Annotated in this window: 15 protein-coding genes; 11 read left to right on the plus strand and 4 right to left on the minus strand. The window is 73.2% G+C overall.

The features are described 5' to 3' along the window. Positions 1–96: 96 nt before the first annotated feature. The 3 genes from OHA05_RS16200 to OHA05_RS16210 all read left to right on the plus strand — a co-directional run bounded on the left by OHA05_RS16200 (position 97) and on the right by OHA05_RS16210 (position 5,076). Positions 97–1,593, plus strand: coding sequence for an MFS transporter (locus tag OHA05_RS16200; protein ID WP_328861004.1), 1,497 nt, complete (start codon positions 97–99; stop codon positions 1,591–1,593). A gap of 231 nt (positions 1,594–1,824) precedes the next feature. Further along, positions 1,825–2,409 carry a hypothetical protein gene (locus OHA05_RS16205; protein ID WP_313945653.1) on the plus strand — a complete coding sequence of 195 codons (585 nt, stop codon included), beginning with the start codon at positions 1,825–1,827 and terminating at the stop codon, positions 2,407–2,409. 135 nt (positions 2,410–2,544) lie between these two features. Continuing rightward, positions 2,545–5,076, plus strand: a complete 2,532-nt coding sequence (locus tag OHA05_RS16210) for a hypothetical protein (RefSeq protein WP_328861005.1) — start codon at positions 2,545–2,547, stop codon at positions 5,074–5,076. 288 nt (positions 5,077–5,364) lie between these two features. Here OHA05_RS16210 and OHA05_RS16215 read toward each other — a convergent pair whose 3' ends face one another. Both OHA05_RS16215 and OHA05_RS16220 read right to left on the minus strand, forming a co-directional pair. Next, positions 5,365–8,514, minus strand: a complete 3,150-nt coding sequence (locus OHA05_RS16215; RefSeq protein ID WP_328861006.1) for a sacsin N-terminal ATP-binding-like domain-containing protein — start codon at positions 8,512–8,514, stop codon at positions 5,365–5,367. Positions 8,515–8,815: 301 nt separating this feature from the next. Continuing rightward, the gene (locus OHA05_RS16220) at positions 8,816–9,748 is read right to left on the minus strand and encodes a DUF3027 domain-containing protein (protein ID WP_313945650.1); all 933 of its coding nucleotides are present in this window, start codon (positions 9,746–9,748) and stop codon (positions 8,816–8,818) included. A 302-nt stretch (positions 9,749–10,050) separates the two neighbouring features. On the opposite strand from OHA05_RS16220, the gene OHA05_RS16225 reads away from it, so the two are divergent. The 4 genes from OHA05_RS16225 (at position 10,051) to OHA05_RS16240 (ending at position 13,948) form a co-directional block, all read left to right on the plus strand. Then, positions 10,051–11,400, plus strand: a complete 1,350-nt coding sequence (locus OHA05_RS16225; protein ID WP_313945649.1) for an MFS transporter — start codon at positions 10,051–10,053, stop codon at positions 11,398–11,400. A gap of 403 nt (positions 11,401–11,803) precedes the next feature. Continuing rightward, complete coding sequence (locus OHA05_RS16230) at positions 11,804–12,283, plus strand: DUF2771 domain-containing protein (protein WP_313945648.1); 480 nt, start codon at positions 11,804–11,806, stop codon at positions 12,281–12,283. Between the two features lie 16 nt (positions 12,284–12,299). Beyond that, the gene (locus OHA05_RS16235; protein ID WP_328861007.1) at positions 12,300–13,106 is read left to right on the plus strand and encodes a futalosine hydrolase; all 807 of its coding nucleotides are present in this window, start codon (positions 12,300–12,302) and stop codon (positions 13,104–13,106) included. Continuing rightward, positions 13,103–13,948: a 1,4-dihydroxy-6-naphthoate synthase gene (locus OHA05_RS16240; RefSeq protein ID WP_328861008.1), complete on the plus strand. Its 846-nt coding sequence runs from the start codon at positions 13,103–13,105 to the stop codon at positions 13,946–13,948. The genes OHA05_RS16235 and OHA05_RS16240 overlap by 4 nt, the downstream gene beginning before the upstream one ends. A 33-nt stretch (positions 13,949–13,981) precedes the next feature. On the opposite strand, the gene OHA05_RS16245 is transcribed toward OHA05_RS16240, so the two are convergent. Then, a complete protein-coding gene (locus tag OHA05_RS16245; protein WP_313945645.1) occupies positions 13,982–14,365 on the minus strand; it encodes a cold-shock protein in 384 nt (127 codons plus the stop codon). A 179-nt stretch (positions 14,366–14,544) separates the two neighbouring features. Here OHA05_RS16245 and OHA05_RS16250 point away from each other — a divergent pair, with 179 nt between their 5' ends. Beyond that, positions 14,545–14,817, plus strand: a complete 273-nt coding sequence (locus OHA05_RS16250) for a hypothetical protein (RefSeq protein WP_313945644.1) — start codon at positions 14,545–14,547, stop codon at positions 14,815–14,817. On the opposite strand, the gene OHA05_RS16255 is transcribed toward OHA05_RS16250, so the two are convergent. Beyond that, complete coding sequence (locus OHA05_RS16255; protein WP_328861009.1) at positions 14,793–15,464, minus strand: HAD family hydrolase; 672 nt, start codon at positions 15,462–15,464, stop codon at positions 14,793–14,795. The genes OHA05_RS16250 and OHA05_RS16255 overlap by 25 nt on opposite strands. 87 nt (positions 15,465–15,551) lie before the next feature. Between OHA05_RS16255 and OHA05_RS16260 the strand changes: the two genes are divergently transcribed. The 3 genes from OHA05_RS16260 (at position 15,552) to OHA05_RS16270 (ending at position 18,590) form a co-directional block, all read left to right on the plus strand. Then, entirely contained in the window at positions 15,552–16,562 is a 1,011-nt protein-coding gene (locus OHA05_RS16260) for a FecCD family ABC transporter permease (RefSeq protein ID WP_328861010.1), read from the plus strand. A 127-nt stretch (positions 16,563–16,689) separates the two neighbouring features. Continuing rightward, entirely contained in the window at positions 16,690–17,745 is a 1,056-nt protein-coding gene (locus tag OHA05_RS16265; protein ID WP_328861011.1) for a FecCD family ABC transporter permease, read from the plus strand. After that, the gene (locus OHA05_RS16270; protein WP_313945640.1) at positions 17,742–18,590 is read left to right on the plus strand and encodes an ABC transporter ATP-binding protein; all 849 of its coding nucleotides are present in this window, start codon (positions 17,742–17,744) and stop codon (positions 18,588–18,590) included. Before OHA05_RS16265 ends, OHA05_RS16270 begins: the two co-directional genes overlap by 4 nt. The last annotated feature ends 11 nt before the right edge of the window (positions 18,591–18,601 follow it).

The raw sequence follows: 18,601 nt of genomic DNA on the forward strand, positions 1-18,601 counted from the left end.
GCCGGGGGCAGTCGGGCGTCGGGCTGCGGACCCGCGGGGGCGGACCGAGAATGGACGGCGAGGGACACGGCCAGGTCCGCCTGAAGGGACGTGCCCATGCGCGCAGAGTCGTCGTCCGCGCAGAAGGGCGCCTTCGTCGCCTGCGCTGTCGCCCTGTTCTGCATCCAGGTCGACTTCTTCGCCCTGAACCTGGCCATCCCCGGGATAGCGGCCGAGCTGGACGTCACCCCTTCTGCCGCCCAGTGGACCCTGTCCGCGTACATGCTCGCCGTGGGCTGCTTCTTCATCGTGGGCGGCAGGGTGGGCAACGTCTTCGGCCGGCGCGGCACCCTGCTCGCCGGCATCGCGCTGTTCGCCGCGGGGTCCGTGGCGTGTGCCCTCGCCCCCGGGCTCCCGCTGCTCGTGGCCGCCCGTGTCGTCCAGGGCATCGGCGCCGGATTCGTCTTCCCGGTGTCCGTCGCCGTCATCAGCAACGCCTTCCCCGGCGAGAACCAGGGCCGTGCGCTGGGCGCCGCGTTCGGTATCGCCAACATCGGCACCGCTCTCGGGCCCTTCGTGGGCGGCGGGTTCACCGAAGGCCCGGGATGGCGCTGGATCTTCTGGCTGCTCGCCCCGCTCAGCGCACTCGCGCTGATCGTCGCGGTCCGCTCCGTCCCCGACTCCCGTGACCCCTCGGCGCCCCGCCAGCTCGATCTGACCGGCTGCTTCACGATCGTGTGCGCTCTGGCGGCGGTCACGCTGGCCGTGGAACGCGGCAGCGCGTGGGGCTGGGACAGCGTCCGCACCCTCGCCCTCTTCGGTGCGGCCGTGGTAGCGGGCGGACTCTTCCTGCTGCGCGAACGCCGGGCCCGGCACCCGCTGGTCGATCTGCGTCTGTTCCGCAACACCTCCTTCGACCTGGTGACCGGCATGGGCTCGGTCGCCAACATGGGCTACGGCGTCACCGTCTTCGTGGCGACGCTCTACCTCCAGGGCGTACGCGGTCTGTCCCCGCTGATGGCCGGCATCGTCTTCCTGGCCCCCGCGCTGCTCGTGGCATGCGCCGGGCCTCTGGGGGCCCGGCTGGGGACGCATATGCGGCCCACCGCGGTGATGGCGCTCGCCGGGCTGATCGCCGGAACGGGGATGATCGCGCTCAGCCAGGTGACAGCCTGGTGGCTCTACATCCCCGTCTTCGCCTGGTGCGGGCTCGGCCTCGGACTGGGCTGGACCTTCGCCAGCGTCGCGACCCAGCAGGTCGTACCGCCGGCCAGGGCGGGCGAGGCGTCGGGGGTGGTGCTGACGTTCCTGGTCACTCTGGGCGCGATCGCCCTCGCGGGCGCGGCGACCACGATCACGGCGATGACTCCGGAGAGTCCTGCGGAGGACGCGTACGACACGATTCTGCGCTTCGGCGGAGCGGTGATCCTGCTGGCGTCGGCCGTCGTGATGGTGGTGCGCCACCGGCTCGTGGTCCACGGCAAGGTGCCACCGCTGTCCCTGCACGCGCCGTGGCCACCGTCGGACTCGGAGTCAGACTCGGACTCGGACTCGGACTCGGACTCGGACTCGGACTCGGACTCGGACGAGAGCAGGGGGCCGCGGCGGGGGTGAGGTGTACAGGGGTGCGCGGCAGGGGAGTTGGGCCGCGACCGGCCCGGGCCGACGGGGTCGAGGGCCGGGCGGGGACTGCGGGTGGCCGGGGCCGCGTCGGCCGGGATCCGGGAGTGACCAGGGCTCTCCTGTTGTGCGGTGGCCTGGCCCACGTGATCCGCATCCGACCGCGCCGGCGCCTGAGTACGCGTACTCAGGACCAACACCCGTGCCCCGGCGCACAATCGCCGCATGCATCGTCTGACGCCCGCCGCCGCCGGTCTCCTGCTCGTGCTCGCCGTACCGGTGCTGGCGGGGTGCGGTACCGAGAAGGCCCCCGAACCGGCCGCTGAACGGGCCGCCGCCTCGGCGTCCGCCTCCTACGAGGCCGCGCGGAAGACCGCGAAGGCCGAGCACGACCGCCGCTTCAAGGACGTGGCGGCGATCTGCTCCGACCGTGGGCCGAGCGCGTCCCCCGAAGCCACCGCGTCACGGTCGATGGACCCGGAGGCGCAGAAGTACGCCGAGAACCACGCGTTCAAGCGGAAGGCACCCCTGTCGGGCGATGCCGCCTGCCGTGGTGAGGCGCATGCGAAGCGCATCGCGCGCGGGCTGGAGGGTGTCCGGGACGAGCCCGCCCTGCGTGCCGCACTGCGGCGGCTCGGCTACGGCAGCGCGGACCTGGAGGTCTACGGGACGGGCGGCTCGCTCGGCTTCACCTTCCTCGTGCCGGACACCGGGCCCTGCATCACGGGTCTGCTCGGCACACCCCCCGACGTGGAGTCGCACGGCTTCTTCATGGAGGGCGGCTGCAGGGAGCCCAAGGGCGGTCACTGACCTCCGGCCGCGCAACACGGGGGGCATATTCAATCGTTCAACCAACAGCATTACGCTGTGCCCACCACAGCGCTCGCTGTGACGCCTGAGGCGTGGGAGACGCCTGGGCGACAAGGGGTGGGGAGAACCGCATTGATGCTGCGGCATGCCGGAAAACGTCGAAGAACCGCGTACGGCGCACTGATCGGGACGCTCGCCGCGAGCGCCGTCGTCCTCGCGCCCGGATGGGGGCAGGCCGCCGGGGGGCCGTCCGCCCCCGCCGGGCAGGCGCCCGTCCCGTCCGCCGGGGCGACGCTCGCCACCGGTGAGCGGCTGGAAGTCGTCCCGCGCCGTGGGCAGTCGGCACCCGGCTTCCGCGTCGTGCCGAAGAGCCAGGGCGGACAGCCGGGCCGGTACGCCTACAGCGTCCTGGACGGAAAGCTTCAGGTGCGGCCCGTCGGGCTGCGGCAACCGGCCAGGTCCACCACGGTCGGCATCGGATCGCCGACGCGGTCCGCTCCCGCTCCGCGCGCCGCGTACTCCGTGAAGATCCAGCTCACCGGCACCGATCACTTCGGGCCCATCATCCAGGTGTGGAACCGCAAGACCTGGGTCTACCACGAGGTCGCCGCGGAGCAGTTCGGCAACTCCGGCAAGGTCTCGCTGCCGCCCGGCGACTACATCACCGTCGGGATGTACAGCAACTGGCAGCAGCCCGACCACCTCCTCACCAAGACGTTCACGGTGAAGGACCGGGGCCTGACGGTGACGTTCGACCCGGCTCTCGCCAAGGAGACCGCCATCACGGCGGACGATCCGTCCGCGCGCCGCGCCTCCGCGGCCGTGTCGCTCCGCATGCCGAACGGGGACGTCGTCGGTTTCCTCGGCGGTTGGGGCAACAAGGTCTACGCGACGCCCTTCTCACTGCCCGGTGCCTCGCTGCGCGTCCACGAGGTGCTGGTCAAGGACGGGTCGGCGGCCAACACGCCCAGCCCGTACCGCTACGACCTCTACCGCAACTTCCCGGGCGGGGTGCCCGCCTCGCCGCGGGCCCAGGTGCGCACGGCCGACCTGGCACGGACGGTCACCACGCTGCGTGCGGCGGGAGACGACACCACGGGCTGGTTCTCGTCGTACCCCTCCGTCAGCGACTCGTCCGGCGTCTACCTCCCGACCCCGGTCCGGTTCCCCTCCACGGTCACGGAGTACGCCACGCCCGGCCAGCCCTTCGGCCGCATGCTGTCCTACGACGGCGGCCCCACGGTCACCGCCGAGCCCCGCACCCTCCCCCAGGGCGCAGGCCCGGCCGAGACGTTCGGTGCCGCGCCCTTCGCGCTGCGCTCCTTCCCGCCGTCCGGCGCCGTCCAGCGGGGCACCAAGCTCGAGGTGTACGAGCCGTGGGCGTTCACCGACTCGCTCGGCCACGCGGGCAGCGACTACGACTCCGTCCAGGACTTCCTGCTGACCTCGCGCGGTACGAAGCTCGCCGAGACGAAGGGCCTCGAGACGCCCAAGGTGTGGTCCGCCGCGGTCCCGAGGGCGCAGGCGCCCTATGAACTGACCCAGACGGTGCGGCACACGGGGCGGCCCACGCGGCTCTCCACCCGGCAGACGACCGAATGGGCCTTCGTCTCCGACGGCTACTCCGGCTCCGCCACCGACCTGCCGCTCGCGGACGTCGACGTCCGTGTCGACGGACTCGACGCGCGCAACGCGGCAGGCGCCTCCCCCGTCACCGTGGAGGCGCTCGCCACCTCCCGCAGGCAGGGGGCGACCGCGAGCGTCACCGGCCTGGAGTACTCCGCCGACGACGGCGCGACATGGACCGCTCTGCCCGCCGCGGACACGGGCGGCCGGGCGACGGCCGAACTCTCCGTCCCGCAGAACGCGCGGTACGTCTCGCTGCGCGTGAGCGGCAAGGACTCGGAGGGATCGACCGTCCGCAGAGCGGTGATCCGGGCGTTCGTCGGCCCCGCGCCGGCGGCCGACGAGACCGTGGGCTCCATCAAGGTCACGAACGTCGTCGTCAACAACGGCAGGGTGATCGCGCCGGTCATGTACGACGACCCCAACAGGGAGCCGTACACGGTCCGGTACACCGTCACCGACCCGGCGGGCGTGGCGGACACGGGCGTCGTCCTGCACCGGAGCGACCCGGGCCGGCCGGACGCGGTGATCCGTACCTGGACCCCGGAGTGCACCCCGGTGGACGCCACCACGTCCACGTGCGAGGCGCCCTTCCAGCTCAATGCCCGCGGCCAGCTCGGCCGGAACGATCTCGCCGGTGAGTGGAAGGCGGCCGTCTGGGCCCGCTCCCTCGACGGCCGGAGCTTCACCGACCGGAGCGATCTCGCAACAGCCCAGATCCTGCGCGAGACCCGGGTGACGATCACCGCGCCGACGGTCCCGGTGACCAAGGGCAAGGCGTTCGCAGTCTCCGGCATCGCCGGGATCGCGGACTGGTCGACAGGTCGCTGGAACGCCCTGCCGGGCAAGGCGGTCCAGCTGGAGTTCCGCCGTCCCGGCACCTCGGCCTACACGATCGCCGCCCATGTGACCGCCGACACGACGGGCACGGTCAAGGCCGCGCCGAAGGCCGCGTACGACGCCAACTGGCGGTGGCTGCTGCCACGTACGCCCGGCGTGGGGGCCGCCGCGTCACCGGTCGTCTTCGTGGACGTCCGCTAGTGCCGTGACCGGCAAGGTTCGTCCGTCGAGGAGTGAGGGTCCCCCCACGCCCACAGGGCGTGGGGGGAGCGTCCGGTGCGTGCTGTCGCAAGGCGGCCGGAAGTCCTGGTAGCTCCGCTACAAGGACTGTGGCGGCACCTCCCGTGCCCGAAGGGTTACCGGGAATGCAGGCGCGACAGGGCAGAGCTTGCCGGGAGCGGCACCAGGAACACGGACGAGATCGTCACACGCGAGAAGGGGGCGCCCTGACCGGGCGCCCCCTTCCTGCGTCTCCGCGCGGTCGGCGTGTCAGTCGAACCAGCGGTTCCGCGCCAGTTCGTCCGTACGCGACGGGTCCTCCAGCAGGGCCGCCACCTCGAAGCGGCGCGGCCACTGGGCCGCCGCCCACGCGAGGCCCGCCGCCACGCCCTCCACCGTGGACGCGTGGATCACCCCGTCCGGGGTGCGGCGCCACTCCAGTTCGGTGCCGCCCGCGATCAGTTCGTCGTGCTCGACGTACGTGGCCGGGGTGCCCGCGCCCAGCAGGACGTGCACCGATTCCGGGACCTCGTACTCCTCGCCCTCGGTCGTGACCTCCGCCGCCACCGTCTCGCTCAGCCGGCGGACCTGGAACAGTTCCGCCAACTCCGCCGCCCGGGACGGAGCCACCGGCAGCAGCGGGATGCCGGCGGTGAGCGGGAGGAGGTCGGGGGCGTCGGCCACGACCGCGTCGGACGCGTCGACCACCCGGACCTCCCCGTCGACCACCGCACGGAGCTCGTCCGGCAGGGTCACCTGCTCCGGGTCGAGCTCCGCCAGCGCCGTGTAGAGCGCGTGCAGTTGGGCCGGCCGCACCGGCAGGCCGGGGTCCGCGAGGCGGCCGAGCAACTCGGCCGCGCCGCCCGGCTCGTCGAGGAGGGACGCCACCGACGTCCGTACGCCGAGCGCCCGCAGGACCTGCGCATCGTCGAAGCCGGTCGCGTCGACGGCCTCGTACAGCCCTTCGAGCAGCGGATCGCCGCCGGCGGCCCGCAGCCCGGCGGGCCGCCGGCCGTCCAGGACGGGGTGGTCCCGCAGCCACCACGCGGTGTAGGGCCGCACGGTCTCCGTCGTGCCGTCCGGCAGCAGGACCCGTACGGCCTGGGTGAGCGCGTCCCGCAGCGGCGGCTGCGCCAGCAGCGCCAGCGCCTGCGGCCAGCGGTCGTCGTCCACCAGGTCCAGATCGCGCACCGCGACGATCTCCGTGGCGACCGGGGGAACGGGTGTGTCCGGCAGCCGGTCGAGCACGTCCTCGCACCAGACGTCGACCGCGTCCAGCAGGCCCGCGTCGTCGGGTTCGGCGAAGTCCCCGTCGCGGGGCTCCAGTTCGTCGGGGTCGAGGACGACGTCCGTGGCCCGTACCAGCGCGAAGTTCGCCAGCACCCCGCAGGCGGCGAGCGGCTGCTCGCCCCACCGTTCGGCCAGTTCCGCATCGCAGAGCGCCAGCTCGTCGTCGCGCATCACGGCCGCGAACGGGCTGCCCGGCAGCACCAGTTCACCCGCCGGGGCGAGCTCCCCGTCCTCGTCGGGCAGCGCGAGGGCGCCCAGCCAGGGCTCGTCGCCGGGTTCGAGACCCGCGTCCCGTACGAGCGTGAGCACGGTCTGCACGACCTCGTCGGCGTCGAGCGCGTCCTCGTCCCACACCTCGCCGGCGTCCATCGACCCGGCGACCGCGGCCCGCACCTGCGGCGTCGTGAGCACCGCACGCGGCGTCGCGGGCAGCGCCCCCAGCTTCTCCAGCAGCGGGTGCGCCGCGTCGGGGTGGACGACCTTCAGGCCGAGGCGGGCCAGCTCCTGCGGGGTGTCGGCGAGCGGAAGCAGCGTCTGCCGCGGCCCGATCGTGGTCCGGGAGTCCGCCAGCGGGACGGGCAGGCCCGTCAGCCGGTCGGGGTCGACACCGGCGAGGCTGTCGTAGAGCCGCCGCCACCAGCCCGGTTCGCGCTCCAGCCCCGCGAGCCGGTCGATCGCCTCGGTCAGCGGGACCCGGGCGACGCCGAGCGTCCGCAGCTCCACCCGGCGCTCCAGCCCGGCCGGCAGCAGACTCGGCAGGACTTCGGCGAGCACCTGCACGGTCTCCGCGCCGGCGCCCTCCAGGACCTCGGCCTCGATCGGCCGCAGCCCGGCCGAGGACTCGCCCACGGGCAGTCCGGTGTCGTCCCGTCCGGACCACTCCCCGGCAACGTCGCGCGGGGCCGCCGCCTCCAGGAACGCCGTACGCGGCAGCAGCCGCAGGATCGCGGCCCGCAGTGCGCCGTCCAGTTCGCCCTTGCCGAGCGGGCCCGGCACCAGGTCGATCGTGCCGACCGTGACGGGCTGCCAGTCGCCGAGCAGCTCGGCGTAGGCCTGCGCGGCGCGCTCCACGAGGAAGTCGGTGAGCGGCCCGGGCGCGGGATGGCGGCGCGTGGTGTCCAGCGGAAGTGTGGCGATCAGCAGTGCGGGGACACCGAGGGGTTCGTCGGTGGGGGTGGGCGCGTGCACCACGGGTGCGGTGCGCGGCCGGGCCGGCGCGCCCTCGTCGTCGACGGGCACGGCCCAGGTGACGGCCCAGTGGGGCCGCAGGCGCTCCTCGACGGGCCGGTCCGCGAGCAGGGCCGGTGCGAGGCCGCCGCCGTGGCTGACGACACGCCAGCGCCGCTCGCCGTGGACGCTGTCCTGGACGTGGACGTAGGGGCCCTGGACGGTGCGCCGCAACTCCCGTACGCCGTCCGGGGTTTCGATCACGATCTCGGTGAGGCCCGGGAGGGTGAGGAGCAGCGCGTCGTCGACCCCGGCGAGGAGCCGCTCCACGAGGTCGGCCGCGGCGCCGTCGCGCAGCGGCAGCACGACGACGGTGTCGTACCCCTCGGGGGCGGTGCCCTCGGCGGGCAGCGGCAGCCGCAGCAGCGGTACGTGCCCGTCGCGGCGGCGCAGCTCGTCGCCGAGGCCGGGGCTCGCCTGGGCGGCCTCCTCGGCCAGACCGCGCGCCTCGGCGAGGGACCAGCGGACGCCGCCGTGGCGGCCGATGACCGCGGGTTCGTCGCTCACGGCGAGCACGGCCGCGAAGCCGACGCCGAACCGGCCGACGGCGCTCTCTCCGCTGTCGCGCTTGGCGGAGGCACGCAGGGTGCTCAGCGATTCGACGCCGGTGGCGTCCAGGGCCGCGCCGGTGTTGGCGGCGGCGAGGACCGCTGGTGCGTCTCCTGTGCCGGGGTGCAGGGTCAGCCGCAGGCGGCCGGCGGTCCCGGCGCGGGCGGCGGCGTCGGCGGCGTTCTGGGCGAGCTCGACGACGAGGCGGTCACGGTAGCCGCCGAGGACGAGGTCCTCCTCGGCGTTCGCGTCCTCCCGGAAGCGAGCGGGGCTCGCACCCCACGCGTCGAGCACGCCGCGCCGCAGCCGCGCCGTCCCGAACGGGTCGGCCCACTCGGTCGTCCTGACGCTCACGCTGTGACTCCGCTCTTCCGCTGATGCCGCCGGTGCCGTGCTGCCGGTACTGCCGGTACTGCCCGGACTCGTGCCGGCGGTGATGCCTGTGCGGCCGAAGGTACCGCGTACCGAGCGCGGGGCGTCCAGAGGGCGGAAGGACCTGTGTCCACCGATTTGTCCCCGAACGGGGGGGCGGATCGGGGGCGGGCACGACGGAGAGCCGGGTGGATCACCACCCGGTCCGATCCGTACGGCAGGCGTTCTGCGCGGCGGAGGTCGTCCGCCGGGGAGCGGCGAACCGGGCGGGACGCCGCGAACCCTACGAGTGACCGAGGTCGTCCGAGTCCGCGTCCGGCTCCGAGGACACCGAGCCCCCGTCGCGGGAAGGCCGCAGCGGGAACGCGTCCGCCCCCATCGAGTCGAGCACGTGCGGTGCGGGCGTCGGCGTCTTCGGCATCACGGCGGCCTCGGAGTGGCCACCGCAGCCGTACGCGAAGGACACGACATGCCCGTCGGCGGGCGAGAACTCGTTCGCGCAGAGGCCGAAGGCCTGCCCCAATGAGCCGCCGACCCGCACGAGGAACCCGCACGAGACACAGGGAGCGGGGGCCGCCTGCGCCATCGGGGTGTTCGGTCCGAAGGACTCCTCCCAGCGGGCGGCCGCGGCGCGCAGGCCGTACCGGGACAGCACCCGCGCCCGGCGCAGGCCCAGCTCCTCGGCGATCGACGTGATCGCACCCCGGCCGTTGCCCCCGGTACCCGCGGGCCTGCGGTCGGTGAGCTCGGCGTCCTCGTCCTCGACGCGTTCGGCCAGGTCGTGCAGCGTCTCGGCGACGGCCGAGTTCGGCGGCGGCGCGTCCTCGCCGGTCCAGCCGGGTTCGAGGCGCAGGTCCTCCGCCTCGGTGGGCAGCAGATCGCCCGGGCCCATGTCGCCCGGCCGCAGCCGCTCGCTCCAGGGCACCCACTCGGGGGCCAGCAGCGCGTCGGGTCCCGGCAACAGGACGGTCTCGTCGAGCGTCACGACCTTCGCGCGGGAGGCGCGGGCGACCGTGACGGCCCAGCGCCAGCCGCGGTAGCCGGGTTCCTTGCTCTCGAAGAAGTGCGTGACGACGCGGTCTCCCTCGGACACGAGGGACACATGCTCGCCGACCACTCCTGGGGCAGCGGCCTCCTCGGCCGCCTCCCGGGCAAGGTCTACCGCCTCGGCGCACAGACGGTCGGGGGTTCGGCTTCGCGTCGTCGCAGCACTCACAGGTCTCGCTTCTCTCCTACGCCGTCTCACGGGTGCGCCGGCCGATTCGTGAGGGACGGGCCGCAGGCGGAGCGGACCAGAGGGCCGCATCGACGTCCGCGCCCAGACCAACCTGTCTCGGGCACACCTATCTTCATCCATTCTGCGGGATGCCGAAGAGGCGCGCGGCCGAGAACAACCGCCGGTGGCGCGCTACGCACGCTACCCCCTCCGCAGCCCGCCGCCCACCTGCCCGCCCCAACAAGGGTCCAACTACGCCGCATCTCGGTTCGTCATGGCGGGGCTTGGGGCACTATGACGTGGTGGCAACCGTGAGGTCGTCGGAGCGAACCGGGCCGGTCGGGAGGGCGGGCCGGGCGGTCGGACGCGCCCTTCACCTGCCGTTCACCGGCACCGCCCGCGGCATCCGGAAAGCGACACACGCGCACGGCGCGGGCGAGTCGGGTCTCGGAAAACTGATCGAGCTGCACGCGGTCAACGGCGCGGGCGATGTCATGATCACCGTCGCGCTGGCGACGACGGTCTTCTTCTCCGTGCCGACGGACGAGGCGCGCGGCCGGGTGGCGCTGTATCTGGCCATCACCATGGCGCCCTTCGCCCTGCTCGCCCCGGTCATCGGCCCGCTGCTGGACCGCATCCCGCACGGCCGGCGGGCGGCGATGGCGGGCGCCATGCTCACCCGGGCGGTGCTCGCGGTGACGCTGTCCGGCGCGGTGGCGACGGGCGGCCTGGAGCTGTATCCGGCGGCGCTCGGGGTGCTGGTCGCGTCCAAGGCGTACGGCGTGGTGCGCAGCGCGGTCGTGCCACGTCTGCTGCCACCGGGGTTCTCGCTGGTCAAGGCGAACTCCCGGGTCACCCTTGCCGGGCTGCTGGCCACCGGGATCGCTGCGCCGATCGGGGTGGGGCTGCAGAAGATCGGGCCCGAGTGGCCTCTGTACGGGGCGTGTGCGCTGTTCCTGCTCGGCGCGTACTGGGCCTTCACCATGCCGCCGAAGGTGGACTCGGCGAAGGGTGAGGCCAAGGCGCACATGCTCACGCACGGGGAGAAGAAGCCGAGCCTGCGCACGGTCGGCCCCTCGGTGCTCCACGGTCTCCAGGCGAACGCGGCGTTCCGTGCCCTGTCCGGGTTCCTGATCTTCTTCCTCGCCTTCCTGCTGCGCGAGCATCCGCTGGCCGGGCAGAGCGCGGCGGTCTCGCTCGGGATCGTCGGCGTCGCCGCGGGTGTCGGCAACGCGCTCGGCACGACGGTCGGGGCCTGGCTGAAGTCACGCGGCCCCGAGGTGATCATCGCGACGGTGCTGGCGGTGGTGCTGGCGGCCGCGATCACCACGGCGGTGTTCTTCGGCGCGGGCATGGTGGCGGTGCTGGGCGCGTCGGCCGGTCTGTGCCAGGCGCTGGCGAAACTGTCGCTGGACGCGCTGATCCAGCGCGATGTGCCCGAGCAGGTCCGTACGTCCGCGTTCGCCCGCTCGGAGACGCTGCTCCAGATGGCGTGGGTGGTCGGCGGCGCGATCGGCATCGCGCTCCCGCTGAACGGCACGCTGGGCATGTCGGTGGCGGCGGGCATCGTGGGGGTGGGCGCGGCGCTGTCGGTACGGGGCCTGCTGACGGCGGCGCACCGGGGCGGCCACCCGCGGCCGAAGGTGGCGTAGGCCGCCGCCTCATGGCCCGGACCTCCGCCTGTCCGGCACAGGGCCCGCACATCCAGCCCGTCCGGCGATTGAGGACACGACCGAAGGACGTGCCCCCAGCGACGGCGCGGGTGCCTGCGGGGCTCCGCCCCGAACCCCGCGCCTCAAACGCCGGCGAGGCTGAAATCCCGGACCCGCACTCCCGGCCTCGGGACATTCGGCCCGTCGGGCATTCGAGGGGCGCGTCCAGCCCGTAAGACACAGGGCCCGCACATCCAGCCCGTCCGGCGATTGAGGACACGACCGAAGGACGTGCCCCCGCGCCTCACACCGGCGAGATCGCGGTCAACGCGTACCGCGGGCAATTCGGGCGACACGCCACCCCCGCGCCGACCCGCGCCCCCGGCCCGATAGCCTTTCGGCCATGACCGCTGCGTTCTTCTCCGGCAAGCGCCGCCGTGCTGCTGCCGCCGTCGGTGCCGTCTCCGCCGGGCTCCTCGTCCTCTCCGCCTGCGACAAGCCGACACCGCTCGCGACCGTCACGGTCGGGACGAACTCGGTCAGCACCGAGGCGGCCTGCTACAACGACGGTGACGCCATCAAGGAGTCCCTGATCCAGGGCTGCCTGAACAAGAAGGACGGCAAGACCGTCAAGGTCGCGATGGACGACAAGGTCCGCTTCGGCGTCGACCCCGAGATCGCCGACAACGGCTGGACCCTGTTCATCGGCGGCCAGCAGGCCGAGCAGGAGCCGTACAAGAAGACGTACCGGACCATCCCCGGCAACGCGTTCTTCGCCTCGCAGACCGGCGAGACCACGAACAAGGCCCAGGTCAGCATCGTGGAGACGGACGGCAAGAAGCTCGTCGGGATCTGGCACTTCACCCTCGAGAAGACCTCCTGACCCCAGGAGCAAGGCTGTGCGCGTACTTGTCGTGACCGCGGTGGCGGCGGAGGCCGGATCGGTCGCCGCCGGCCTCGCAGGTTTCGCGGACGGGAGTCCGCGGACCCTGCCGGGCGGCTACGCGCTGACGCGGTACGCGCGCCCCGCGACCGGCGCGCAGACCCCGGCCGTACTCGTGGACGTCCTCGCGGCCGGCGTGGGTCCCGCGGCGGCGGCGGCAGCGACGGCGACCGCCCTGACCGCTCGGACACACGAGCAGGCACAGGCGCTGACGGCGGGACCCGCACAGGCACCATCTGACGCTCGCGGCACCCTCCCGCCCTACGACATGGTCGTCTCCGCCGGCATCGGCGGAGGTTTCCCGCCCCGCGCCCCGCTCGGCACGGTCGTCGTCGCCGACGAGATCATCGCCGCCGATCTGGGCGCCGAGACCCCCGACGGATACCTCCCCGTCGACGAGCTCGGATTCGGCCGCACCGCCCATCTCCCGCCCTCCGGGCTGCCGGGCCGCGCCGCGAAGCTGCTGGAGGCCGGCGGGCTGCCGCATCTCGTCGCTCCCGTGCTCACCGTCTCCACGGTGACCGGCACCGCGCGCCGGGCCGATGAGCTGACCGCGCGTCACCCCCGCGCCGGAGCCGAGGCGATGGAGGGGTTCGGGGTCGCCGAGGCCGCCGCCGCCCACGCTCTGCCCGTCCTGGAGATCCGTGCGGTCTCCAACCCCGTCGGCCCGCGCGACCGCGAGGCCTGGCGCATCAAAGAGGCCCTGGACTCCCTGCGGCAGGCCTTCCAGCTGCTCACACCCCTGTTCGAGGAGTCGCCGTGACCCTGCAGATCGCGTACTCACCCTGCCCGAACGACACGTTCGTCTTCGAGGCGTGGGCGCACGGCCGGGTGCCGGGCGCGCCCGGTGTCGATGTCACCTTCGCGGACATCGACATCACCAACGGCATGGCGGAGCGCGGCGAGTCCGACATCCTCAAGGTCTCCTACGCCGTACTGCCGTGGGTGCTCGACGAGTACACCCTGCTCCCCTGCGGCGGGGCGCTCGGCCGCGGCTGCGGTCCGCTGGTGCTGACCCGTGAGCCGGGTGTGGACCTGCGGGGGAAGACGGTCGCGGTGCCGAGCGAGCGCTCCACCGCGTATCTGCTGTTCCGGCTGTGGACCGCGGACCTCGTGCCGGGAGGCGTCGGCGAGGTCGTCGTGATGCCGTTCCACGAGATCATGCCCGCCGTGCGCGACGGCAAGGTGGACGCCGGACTGGTCATCCACGAGGCGCGCTTCACCTACCAGAGCTACGGGCTGCACTGCCTCGCCGACATGGGCGAGCACTGGGAGTCCACCACCGGGCTGCCCATCCCGCTGGGCGCGATCATCGCCAAGCGGTCGCTGGGCGCCGGGACTCTGCGGCAGCTGGCCGAGTCGATCCGTACGTCGGTCCGCATGGCCTGGGACGATCCCGCGGCCTCCCGCACCTACGTACTGGAGCACGCCCAGGAGATGGATCCGGCGGTTGCCGATCAGCACATCGGGCTCTACGTCAACGAGTTCACCGCCGACCTCGGCGAGGACGGCTACGCCGCAGTGCGGGGGCTGCTGACACGCGCGGCGGCCGAGGGGCTGGTACCGCCCCTCGGCCGCGATGCGCTGGGTTTCGTCGACAACTGACGGGGCCCGGCGGCCCGGTCCGAAGGACAGCCCTCAGACGTCCAGCTGGTCCGCCACGGCGCGCAGCAGGCCGGCGATCTTCTTGCCGTGCACCTTGTCGGGGTAGCGGCCGCGCTCCAGCATCGGTGTGATGTTCTCCAGCAGCGTCGTCAGGTCCTGGACGATGGAGGCCAGCTCATCGGGCTTGCGGCGCTGTGCCGCCGCCACGGACGGGGTGGGGTCGAGAATCGTCACCGACAGAGCCTGGTCGCCGCGCTGACCCGCGACCACGCCGAACTCGACACGCTGACCGGGCTTGAGCGCCTCCACCCCGGCGGGCAGAACCGACGAGTGCACGAAGACGTCGCCGCCGTCGTCGCGGGAGAGAAAGCCGAAGCCCTTCTCGCTGTTGAACCACTTGACCTTGCCGGTAGGCACGTCTGTCCTCGTCCTCGTACTCTTGGGGCGCTGGGGCACCGGAAGATGGGCGCCGAAAAACGGCTCTGGATAGCACTACAGCGGGTCGCCTGACCCGCCACCCCCAAGGCTAATGGTCCAGGGGCCGGTGACAAGACGTCGCCGATCGGTTCCTACGCGCAGGGAACTACCCTGGCCGGATGACTGCTACTCCTCCCGCCCCCGGTGACGGGCTGGTCCGTGCCGGTGCCATCGTCTTCATCGTCGGCGCGGTCGCCACACTGGTCACGGTGGCACCGTTGTTCCTCGGCACCGAGCCGTTCCCGTCCCTCGCGTACGCGGTCTGCATGCTGATGGGCGTCGGCTTCCTGATCGCCGCCGCCGGTGTGCTGCGCTCCATCGCGGTGCAGCGCCGCGCGGCCAGGTCGGCACAGGCGGCGCATACACCTCAGGCGGCCCGTCCCGCCGCGTAGTCGCGCAGCCAGGCCGGGAACGTCATGAGGTCGTCGAGCACCACGTCCGCGCCGGCTTCCCGCAGTTCATCAGCGGTGCACGGGCCCGTCGGCACCGCGACGGACAGCGCCCGCGCGGTGCGCGCGCCGCGCACGTCGCCCGTGTGGTCGCCGACGTACACCCGCGCGCCGTGCTCCCGCAGCGCCTCCCCCTTGGCCTCCGCCCACAGCCAGCCGATCACCGCGTCCGGCTCGATGCCCAGGTGCGCGAGGTGGAGCTTGGCGTTCGGCTCGTGCTTGGCGGTGACGACGATCGCGCGGCCGCCGAGCTCCTGGACCGCGGTCACCGCCTCGCGGGCGCCGGGCATGGCGAGGGTCGGCCCGATCGCGTACGTGGGGTAGAGCTCGCGGTACCGGTCGCCCATGGCCTGGATCTGCCGGTCGGGGAACCAGTGCGCCAACTCCTGCTCCAGCGGCGGGCCGAGCCGGGTGACGGCCAGGTCCGCGTCGATCCACACGCCCGTCTCCGCCGCGAGCGCACGGTAGGCGGCGTGGATGCCCGGGCGGGAGTCGATCAGCGTCATATCGAGGTCGAACCCCACGGTGAGGGGGCCTTCGGGACGGTCCGGGGACGCGGGCGACGGGCCGGATGATGGGTGCGATGCCATAGGACCATTGTGCCCATCGGGCCGCGCGGACCCTTCCGTAGACTCAGCCAAGCCTTACCAAACCTCTGTCCCGTTCGATTGGTCCCCATGTCAGCCAGACGCGCGCTTGCGGTCCGCCGCATCGGCTGGACGGCCGCCGCCGTCGCGGCCCTGCTGTTCGCGATCCTGCTCAGCCTCGCGGTGGGCGCGCGGGCGATCGCGCCGACGGCCGTACTCGACGCCCTGCTGTACGGCGGGCACAGCGACGCCGCCGAGGTCGTCCGCGAACTGCGCGTCCCGCGCACCCTGATCGGCCTGATGGTCGGCGCGGCGCTCGCCCTGGCCGGCACGGTCCTCCAGGGCATCACCCGCAACCCGATCGCCGACCCCGGCATCCTCGGCATCAGCCAGGGCGCCTCGGTGAGCGTGGTCCTCGCCATCGCCTTCGCGGGGATCCACACGCTGACCGGGTACGTCTGGTTCGCCTTCGCCGGCGCGGCAGTCGCGTCCGTCGCGGTGTACGCGATCGCCGCGAGCGGCAGGGGCGGCGCGACCCCCGTGAAGCTGGCGCTCGGGGGCGCGGCCATCAACGCGCTGCTGGTGTCGGTGACGATGGCCGTGCTCACGACGAAGGCGGCGACGCTGGAGGAGTTCCGGTTCTGGCAGGTGGGGTCCGTGGCCGGCCGGGACGCGGAAGTCGTCGGCCAGGTCTGGCCGTTCCTGCTGGTGGGCACGGTGCTGGTCGTCTCGGTGGCGCGGGGTCTCGACGCGCTGGCGCTCGGCGAGGACGTGGCGAAGGGGCTCGGCCAGAACGTGGCGACCGTGCGGATCGTGGGCGGGGTGGGCGCGACGGTGCTCACCGGCGTGGCGGTCGCGGCGGCCGGCCCGATCGCGTTCGTAGGCCTCGCGGTGCCGCACATCGCCCGCGCGATCGTGGGCGGCGACCACCGCTGGGTGCTGCCGATGGCCGCGCTGATCGGCCCGGTGATGCTGCTGGTGTCGGACGTGATCGGCCGGATCGTGTTCCCACCCGGGGAGATCCCGGCGGGTGTGATGACGGCCCTGATCGGCGTTCCGTTCCTGGTCGCCCTGGTCCGCCGCAAGGCGGTCCCGGCGTGAGCGCGACCCTCCGCCGGGGCGGCGCCGACCGGTCCGGCCACCGCACCCGTGACCGCGACGCCCTCAGCCGCAGCACCCTTACCCGCCACGCCTGTTCCCGCACCACCCACCGCGCAGGGGCCACGACATGAGCAGCACCACCGTCCGCCCCCCGGGGTACGCCCTGGTGCGAGCCGGGCGTGGCTCGTACCTCCTGCACCGGCGCGCCGCCGTCACCGCCGCCGCGCTCGCTGTGGCGCTCGCCGTCGTCTGCGTCGCCTACCTCTGCGTGGGCCAGAGCTTCGTCGCGCCCGGTGAGGTCGTCCGGGTGCTCCTCGGCCGCCCCTCCGCGGACGAACTGGTCGTCGGCACGCTGCGGCTGCCCCGGATGACCGTCGGGCTGCTCGTCGGCGCCGCCTTCGGCATCGCGGGCGCGCTCATCCAGACCGTCGCCCGCAACCCGCTCGCCAGCCCCGACATCATCGGGATCAGCCAGGGCGCGAGCGCGCTCACGGTCGGGGCGATGACCTTCGGGCTCACCTCGTACACCGTCCTGCCCTACCTCTCGGTCGCCGGCGGTATGGCGGCCGCCGCGCTCGTCTATGTCTTCGCCTGGCGGGGCGGTCTGCACGCCACCCGCTTCGTCCTCATCGGCATCGGCTTCGCGATCGCGCTGCGCTCGGTCACCACGCTCTTCCTGACGAAGGGCGACGTGCTCGTCGCCCAGCAGGCCCAGATCTGGATGACCGGTTCGCTCAACGGCCGTGGCTGGGAGGAGGCGGCGCCCCTCGGCCGGCTGCTTCTCGCGCTGGTCCCGGCGATCCTGTGGGCGGCCCGCGCCCAGCGGACCGTCTCCCTGGACGACGACACCGCGACCGCGCTCGGCGTCCGGCTGGGCCGCGTACGTCTCGGGCTCGTCCTCGTCGGTGTGGTGCTCGCGTCCGTGGCGACCGGCGCCGCCGGACCGGTCGACTTCGTGGCCCTGCTCGCGCCGCAGATCGCCCGCCGGATGACGCGGACCGCGCAGATCCCGCTGCTGTCTTCCGCCTTGATGGGCGCGGTGATCGTCGTGCTCGCCGATCTCCTCGCCCGGAAACTTCTCGCGCCCACCGAACTGCCGGTGGGCGTGCTGACGGCCGCCGTCGGCGCCCCGTACCTGATCTGGCTCATCGTCCGGAGCCGTACCGCTGGAGGAACGTCGTGAGCAGGCTCACCGCGCGCGGGCTGACGCTCGCCTACGAGGACCGCACGGTCGTCCACGATCTCGACCTGGCCGTCCCCGACGGGAAGGTGACGGTGATCGTCGGCCCGAATGCCTGTGGCAAGTCCACGACACTGCGCGCGCTCGGCCGGCTGCTCAGGCCGAAAGGCGGGGCCGTCCTGCTCGACGGCGACGAGCTCGCGAAGATCCCGACGAAGCGGATCGCGCAGTCGATCGGACTGCTGCCGCAGTCTCCCGTCGCCCCCGAGGCCATCACCGTCGCCGATCTCGTCTCACGCGGCCGTCAGCCCCACCAGGCCTGGTGGAAGCAGTGGTCGCAGGAGGACGAGCGGGCGGTCACGGACGCGATGGCGCGCACCGATGTGACCGCTCTGGCGGAGCGTTGCGTTGACGAGCTCTCCGGCGGCCAGCGCCAGCGGGTGTGGATCGCGATGGCGCTGGCCCAGGAGACGGACCTGCTGCTGCTCGACGAGCCGACGACGTTCCTCGACATCGCTCACCAGGTGGAGGTCCTCGACCTGATGCGCCGGCTCAACCACGAGCGCGGCCGCACGGTCGTCGCCGTGCTCCACGATCTCAACCAGGCGGCCCGGTACGCCGATCACCTGGTCGCGATGAAGGCGGGCCGGATCGTCGCGGAGGGGCATCCCTCGCAGGTCGTCACGGCCGCGCTGGTACGCGAGGTCTTCGGCCTGGAGTCGGTGGTGGTCCCGGACCCGGTGACGGGTTCGCCGCTGGTGGTACCGGGTAGTCCGTGGTCGGCCGGGACCGGGGACCGCGTCCCGGCGCAGTCCGAGAGCACCGGTCCGGTCGGCCGCACGTCCTGACCACCGCCGGC

The organism is Streptomyces sp. NBC_00306 (assembly GCF_036169555.1).
Classification (GTDB): Bacteria; Actinomycetota; Actinomycetes; order Streptomycetales; family Streptomycetaceae; genus Streptomyces; species Streptomyces achmelvichensis.